This is a genomic window from Actinomadura logoneensis (assembly GCF_003428695.1).
Taxonomy (GTDB): domain Bacteria; phylum Actinomycetota; class Actinomycetes; order Streptosporangiales; family Streptosporangiaceae; genus Spirillospora; species Spirillospora logoneensis.
Map to the genome: position 1 here is coordinate 1 of NZ_QURH01000912.1, position 7,157 is coordinate 7,157.

5 protein-coding genes are annotated in these 7,157 nt (G+C 74.8%); 1 reads left to right on the forward strand and 4 read right to left on the reverse strand.

What is annotated here, in order from left to right:
- A partial coding sequence (locus tag DZF91_RS30750; protein WP_117360585.1) for a sensor histidine kinase occupies nucleotides 1-1,675 on the reverse strand: 1,675 nt, incomplete at its 3' end.
- Between the two features lie 309 nt (nucleotides 1,676-1,984).
- Between DZF91_RS30750 and DZF91_RS30755 the strand changes: the two genes are divergently transcribed.
- A complete protein-coding gene (locus DZF91_RS30755) occupies nucleotides 1,985-3,034 on the forward strand; it encodes a L,D-transpeptidase (RefSeq protein ID WP_158588090.1) in 1,050 nt (349 codons plus the stop codon).
- A gap of 27 nt (nucleotides 3,035-3,061) precedes the next feature.
- Here DZF91_RS30755 and DZF91_RS30760 read toward each other — a convergent pair whose 3' ends face one another.
- The 3 genes from DZF91_RS30760 to DZF91_RS30770 all read right to left on the reverse strand — a co-directional run.
- Nucleotides 3,062-3,967 (reverse strand): hypothetical protein, encoded by a 906-nt coding sequence (locus DZF91_RS30760; protein ID WP_147341467.1) that lies wholly within the window; start codon nucleotides 3,965-3,967, stop codon nucleotides 3,062-3,064.
- A gap of 138 nt (nucleotides 3,968-4,105) precedes the next feature.
- Nucleotides 4,106-6,082, reverse strand: a complete 1,977-nt coding sequence (locus DZF91_RS30765) for an APC family permease (protein ID WP_117360588.1) — start codon at nucleotides 6,080-6,082, stop codon at nucleotides 4,106-4,108.
- Between the two features lie 129 nt (nucleotides 6,083-6,211).
- Nucleotides 6,212-7,157 (reverse strand): sensor histidine kinase (locus tag DZF91_RS30770; RefSeq protein WP_235834675.1); only part of this gene is annotated, 946 nt, incomplete at its 5' end.

Sequence of the window (7,157 nt, forward strand, 5' to 3'; positions counted from 1 at the left end):
CCGCGGCGTCGGGGTCGGCGGCGGCGTCCGGGCCGACCGCGCCGCGCGTCCGCCAGCCGCCGTCGGCGGTGTGCTCCAGCAGCGCGACCGCGCGCACGCCGAACGTCTCGCGGACCCGCTCCAGCAGCGCGGGCAGCGCGTTCTCGCCGCGCAGCACCGAGGTCGCCAGCAGGCTCAGCGTCTCGGCCTCGGCGCCGCTGCGCGCCGCCTGCCGGGTGCGGCGGGCGGCCAGGTCCACCACCGAGGAGACCGCCACGGCGACGGCGACGAACACCAGCAGGCCGAACGCGTTGCGGGGCTCGGCGATCGTGAGCGTGTGCAGCGGCGGGGTGAAGTACCAGTTCGCGGCCAGGAAGCCGAGGACGGCGGCGAGGATGGCGGGCCACAGGCCGCCCGCCAGCGCGACCAGGACGGTCAGCGCCAGGAAGAGCATCAGGTCGGTGGTCAGGCCCGGGCGGTCCCCGGCGTCCCCGCCCACGTCCAGCACGGCGACCAGGACGGGCGGGCCGAGCAGCGCCAGGGCCCAGCCGGCGACGCGGCGGCGGACGCTGAGCGGGCTGCCCGCGAGGCTGACCAGCCCGCGGCCCTTCCCGACGTGCTCGTGCGTGACCAGGTGGACGTCGATCTCGGACGACTCGCGCGCGGCCGTCGCTCCCACGCCGGGCCCGAACACGAACTGCCAGCCCCGGCGGCGGCTCGATCCGAGCACGAGCTGCGTCGCGTTCACGCCCCGGGTGAACTCCAGCAGCGCCCTGGCCGGGTCGTCGCCGAGGACCTGGTGGTAGCTGCCGCCGAGGCCCTCCACCAGCACCCGCTGCCGGTCCAGGTCGCGGGCGGAGCCGCCGGAGGCCAGCCCGTCCGCGCGGGCCACGTGCACGGCGAGCAGGTCGGCGCGCCCGGCGCGGGCGGCGATCCGGGCGGCGCGGCGGATCAGGGTGTCGCCCTCCGGGCCGCCGGTCAGCCCGACCACGATCCGCTCGCGCGCCTCCCACGGCTCGGTGATGCCGTGCTGGTCGCGGTAGCGCTCGAGCGCCTCGTCCACCTTGTCGGCGAGCCACAGCAGCGCCAGCTCGCGCAGCGCGGTCAGGTTGCCCGGCCGGAAGTAGTTGGCGAGGGCCGCGTCGATCCGCTCCGGCGGGTAGACGTTGCCGTGCGCCATCCGCCGGCGCAGCGCCTCCGGGGTCATGTCGATCAGCTCGACCTGGGCGGCGCGGCGCACGACCTCGTCCGGGACGGTCTCGCGCTGCGGGACGCCGGTGATCCGCTCGACGACGTCGTTCATCGACTCCAGGTGCTGGACGTTCACCGTGGAGATCACGTCGATCCCGGCCTCCAGGATCTCCTCGACGTCCTGCCAGCGCTTGGGGTGCCGCGAGCCCGGGACGTTGGTGTGGGCCAGCTCGTCCACCAGGACGATCTGCGGACGCCGCGCCAGGACGGCATCGACGTCGAGCTCGGTGAAGACGCGGTCGCGGTAGGCCAGGGTGCGGCGCGGCACGATCTCCAGGTCGCCGATCTGCTCGGCGGTGCGCGCGCGGCCGTGCGTCTCCACGAAGCCGATGACCACGTCCGCGCCGCGCCCGAAGCGCCGCCGGGCCTCGCCGAGCATCGCGTAGGTCTTCCCGACCCCGGGCGCCGCGCCGAGGTAGATGCGCAGCTCGCCCCGCGTCCCCATGGCGTCCTCCCCCGGCGGAATCTACCAAAGCGACCATCCGCGCTCCCCTCAGGGGCGTATGCCCTCACCTGCCCGGACTCGCCGTCCGCCCGGCCGTCCCGCTCACGGTCCGGACCGCGCTCTGGAGGGCCGGTCGGGCGGCGTCGGGGACCGGCGTCGGCGGTCCGGCGCCGGAGCCGTCATCCAATCGAGACATGCGCTCTGGCCCGTCGGGACGCGCCTTTTCCCTTCACCGTCTATTTTGCCGAAGGTCATCGCTTTCGGTGAGCGTTCGATCACCGAATGTCCCCGATATGTCCCGAGGTGAACATGCCGCGCCGTGCTTCGCTCCTTCCGGTCCGGACCCGCCGGTGCTGGACGGTCGCCGCGCTGACCGCTCCGGCGCTGTCGCTCAGCGCGTGCGGCGGTGTGGCGGCCGGCGCGCTCGGCGGCGGTCCCGGGACCGGCCCCGGCGGTTCCGGGGCCGACCGCACCGACACGCTCGCCGCCCCGGCCGCCCTTCCCACGTCGGCGTCCCCGTCGTCGGCGTCGTCCGGGCCGGACCTGAAGGAGATGCGCGTCCGGACGTTCGGGATCGCGGACGTGACGCCCCGCGAGGGCGAGGTCGTCGGGATCGGCATGCCGATCATCGTCACGTTCACCCGGCCGGTGCCGTCCCGCGCGAAGGTCGAGCGCGTCCTGCGGGTGCGGATGTCGCAGCCCGTGCAGGGCGGCTGGTACTGGCTGTCGTCCCGGCAGGCGGTGTACCGGCCGCGGTCCTACTGGCCGAGCGGCGAGCGGGTCGTGCTGGACGCGCGGCTGGAGGAGCTGCGGGACGTCGCGGGGATGTCCGGCGCGCGGAACGTGAGGCGCGGCTTCCGCGTGGGACGGGCCCGGATCAGCGTCGTCGACACCCGCGCCCATCGGATGAGGGTCCGCGAGGACGGCCGCCTCGTCCGGACGACGCCGATCAGCGCGGGACGCGGCGGCAAACCCGCCTACACCACCACCAACGGCGTCCACCTGGTGATGCGCAAGAGCGACCCGGTCGTCATGACGTCCGCGTGGATGGGCGTCACCGACCCGAAGGACCCGCGCTACTACAAGCTCAAGGTGCGGTACGCGGTGCAGATCTCGGCGACCGGCGAGTACGTCCACTCGGCGCCCTGGTCGGTCGCCTCGCAGGGCAGGGCGAACGTCAGCCACGGGTGCGTCAACGCCTCCCCCGCGTTCGCGCGCTGGTTCTACGCCCGCTCGGTGCGCGGCGACGTCGTGGTCGTCACCGGCACGAACCGGCCACTGGCCTGGACGAACGGCTACGGCTACTGGCAGATGCCCTGGTCGCGCTGGAAGTCCGGCTCGGCCCTCCGGCAGGGCTGAACGGCCGTCCGCGGCCGGGCGGGGCGGCTACGGCAGGAAGTCGATGACCGAGACCGCCGTGACGGCGGCCGCGGCGAGGGCGTAGGCGAGCGAGACGCCCGCGACGACGCGCGTCCGGCGGGTCTCGGGCAGCGCGGTCCGGCTCAGCAGCCAGGCGAGCGCGGGCAGCACCAGGACGGCGTGCATGAGCACGGCGTGCGCGGGCTTCAGGGCGCCGATCGCATGGTAAGCGGCCTGCTGGCGGCCCTCGTTGACGAGCACGACCCCCCGCGCGATCATCGCCGCCCCGGACAGCATCGACAGCAGCAGCGCCCCGAACCCGACCCGCAGCGCCAGGCCCATGCCCGGCGTCCCGGCGGGCTCGGGAGCGCCCGCGTCCGGACGGGCGGTGACCGGGGTGCGGAAGGCGGCGACCGTCAGCAGGGCGACCACCACGACGATGACGCCGCCGCCCGCCGCGAGGACGCGCGAGACGACGGTGTTGGCCGTGCCCTCCATGTTCAGGTGGGACGGGACGCCGCGCCACTTCTGCACGGTGATCAGCGCGACCTCCACCACGGACGCGGCGGTGAACACGCCGAGCACGGCGGCGCGGACGCGGTCGCCGAGCCGGACGAACGACGCCACCCAGGTCAGCGAGACCACGGTGAGGCCGAACGACAGCCCGAAGGTGATCGGCTTGCGCCAGGACACGGGGCCCGTCCACGGCCCGCCGTCCACCGCGTACACGGCCAGGTGGACCAGCCCGGACAGGAGCAGGACGGCCCCGACCACGTAGCAGGCACGCTCGACGCGGCGGCCGTGTGTCCAGAACGTCCGGAGGCCCGCGATGACCTCCCCGGGCCGCGGCAACCCGCCCGGCCCAGCGGGGTTCTCAACCTCCGCCGCGCCGCCCCTCTCGTCACGCGTCGCACCGCTCGCCGGGGCTCCCATGGCCGCTCCTCCGCTCTGAGTGAGTACTCACCCAGTATGAGTGAGCACCCACTCAGCCACAACCCCGGGGTCGCGCTACGCCGACACCGTAGGCGGCGGGCCAGGTCAGGGCGGGGGGGAAGACCGGAACGGCGCGGCTCAGGAGACGTGGACGCGGGGGCGGCGGGACGGGTCGGGTTCGGCGCGGCGGAGCACCTCGCGCGTCACCGGCGGAACCTCGCCGTCCCCGAAGACCAGGAACTTCACCAGGTGGCCGAGCGGGTGCCCCTCGGTCCAGTCGAAGTAGACGTTGGGCTGGACGCCCGTCCGGTCGCGCAGGGCCAGCAGCACCGCCGCGATCGTGTTCGGCACGACCGGGCCGGTCACCCGCAGCACCCGGTAGCCGTGCAGCACCTCGCCGCGCACGTCCAGGTCCGCGCGGAAGTCGGACGAGTCGGTCACCGTGACCTCGAGGAACAGGATGTGCTGCTCCTCCGGCATCGGGATGTCGTCGCGCTGGGAGCACTCCTTGAGCGCGTACTCCTCGCGGTCGCGGACCTGCGGCTCGTGCGCGATGATCCGCAGCGGGCCGAAGGCGGCGGCGGTGTCCACCAGGCCCGCGGCCACCGGGTCCAGCGTGACGGTGCCGGTGCGCAGCTCGAACGCGCGGTGCACCCGGGACGCGAACGAGGTGACGAGGATGCCGGCGATGAACATCGACGCGATCTTGATGCCGTCCGGCCGCTCCACCACGTTGGCGGACAGCGTGTAGACGAAGACCGCCGTGATCAGCGCGAACCCTACGCCCGCGGCGCGGTGGCCGTGCCGCCACGCGGCGACGCACGAGGCGAACGACGCCGACAGCATCAGCACCAGCACGCCGGTCGCGTACGCGCCGGCCTGCTTGTCCACGTTCGCGTCGAACAGCCAGGTCACCAGGAAGGCGATGCCCATGAACACCAGCGTCAGCGGCCGGACGGCGCCCGCCCAGTCCGGCGCCATGCCGTACCGGGGCAGGTAGCGCGGGACGAGGTTGAGCAGCCCGGCCATCGCCGACGCGCCCGCGAACCACAGGATCGCGATCGTCGACAGGTCGTAGACCGTCCCGAAGCCGTTGCCGAGGTACTCGTGGGCGAGGTAGGCGAGCGCGCGGCCGTTGGCCCGGCCGTCCGTCCGGAACTCGGCCGCCGGGATCAGGACGGTCGTGGCGAAGCTGGACAGGACCAGGAACACGCTCATGATCAGCGCGGCCGTGGTGAGGAGCCGGCGGGTCTCCCGGATGCGTCCGGCCGGTCTGGCGTAGGTGTCCGACGCGTCCCCGCGGACCTGCGGCATCACCGCGACGCCCGTCTCGAACCCGGACATGCCGAGCGCGAGCTTGGGGAACACCAGCAGCGCGACGCCCGCCATGGCCAGGGGCGAGGAGTGCGCGGCGCGCGCCGCGTCCCACCAGTCGGCGATCCGCACCGGGTGGGTCGCCACGTGCTCCAGCGCCGTCACCACGACGACCAGGTTGAGCGCGAGGTAGGTGGCGACCAGGGCGACCGCGATCCCGATCGCCTCGCGGAACCCCTTGAGGAACACCCCGCCGAGCGCGGCGAGCAGCACCAGCGTGATCCACATGCCCCGGCCGTGCAGGACGGACGGGGCGAGCGGGTTGGCCATGGCGTGCGCCGACGCGTCCGCCGCGGAGAGGGTCATGGTGATCATGAAGTCGGTGCAGGCGAAGCCGAGCAGCACCAGGACGAAGATCTTCCCGGCCCACCACGGGAGCAGCCGCTCCAGCATGGCGATCGAGCCGGAGCCGTGCGGCGACTCGCGCGCCACCCGCCGGTACACCGGCAGCGCGCCGAACAGGGTCAGCGCGACGAGCACGAGCGTCGCCATCGGGGACAGCAGCCCGGCGGCGAGCGCGGCGATGCCGGGCTGGTAGCCGAGGGTGGAGAAGTAGTCGACGCCGGTCAGGCACATGACCCGCCACCAGCGGTGGCCCTCGTGCTCCTCCGGGAGCTTCCCGTGCGGGCCCGGGTGGATGCCGCTCCGCTCGGTCAGGCCCTCCAGCAGCCAGACGCGCCAGCGGCGGGCGGGCACGGCTCCGCCGCCGCCCCTTTCGCCCCCGCCGTCCGCCCCGGCCATCGCCGCCCCCTGTAACGCGTCCGCTACCGGGGAAGTATCCCGGAGGACGGAGGCTTACTCCCGGTCCGACCCACCGATCCGTCCGGCGCGCCGTCGCAGCAGGTCAGGAGGCGTCCGGAGGGGCGAGCGTCATCCCTGTTCCTGACCGGGGCCGGGTTCCTTCCGGCGGTGGTGCCGGAAGGCGGCCACCCGGTCGAGCATCAGCGGATCAGCGGCGTTCGGGTCAAGGTCCGATGGGCCGGTATCCGACGGGCCGGTGTCCGATGCGTCGGTGTCCGATGCGTCGGTGGCGGACGGGTCGGGCGCGGCGGGCGCCGGGACGGCGGGGGCGGAGGAGGCGTCGTCGCGCGTCAGCGCGGAGGGCAGGGTGAGGACCACGGTGAGGCCGCCGCCGGGGGTCTCCTCGACGGCGATCGAACCGTCCATCGCCTCGGCCAGTCCGCGCGAGACCGCGAGCCGGCGCCCGGCGCCGGCGTGGCCGTCACGGTCGTCCGGCCACGGGAACGGCCCGGACGCGCCGTCGCGTTCCCCCGGCGGGACGCCGGGACCCCGGTCGACCACACGGAGTTCGACCCGGTCCGCGAGGGCGCTGGCGGTGACCAGCACCCTCGCGTCCGGTGGGCCGCGCCGGACGGCGTCGGCGACCAGGCCCTCCAGCAGCCGGTCCAGCAGCGCCGGATCGGCGAGCATCGCGGGCAGCCCGGCCGGGACGCGGACGTCGACCGGCGCGTCCCCGAGCCCGGCCAGGGCGCGCGGGACGGCCTCCTCGGCGGCGACCGGGCGCGGGGACGCGCCGAGGGTCCCGGCCTCCAGGCGGCTCATGTCGAGCAGGTCCGCGACCAGCCGGTCCAGCCGCTCCAGCGACTCGGCGGCGGTCGCGGTCAGCTCGTCCCGGTCCCGCTCCGACCACGTCACGTCCGGGGCGCGCAGCGACTCGACGGCCGCCCTGGCCGCGGCGAGCGGGGTGCGCAGGTCGTGGCCGACCGCCGCCAGGAACGCCGTCCGCATCCGGCCCGCGGCCTCCAGCGGAGGGACCTGCCCGGCGGTCTCGGCGAGCCGCCGCTGCCGCAGCGCG

Bases quoted from the DNA above. Each gene is read 5' to 3' on its own strand.
- DZF91_RS30755 (WP_158588090.1), top strand. From the start codon at position 1,985: ATGCCGCGCCGTGCTTCGCTCCTTCCGGTCCGGACCCGCCGGTGCTGG.
- DZF91_RS30760 (WP_147341467.1), bottom strand. From the start codon at position 3,967: ATGGGAGCCCCGGCGAGCGGTGCGACGCGTGACGAGAGGGGCGGCGCG.
- DZF91_RS30765 (WP_117360588.1), bottom strand. From the start codon at position 6,082: ATGGCCGGGGCGGACGGCGGGGGCGAAAGGGGCGGCGGCGGAGCCGTG.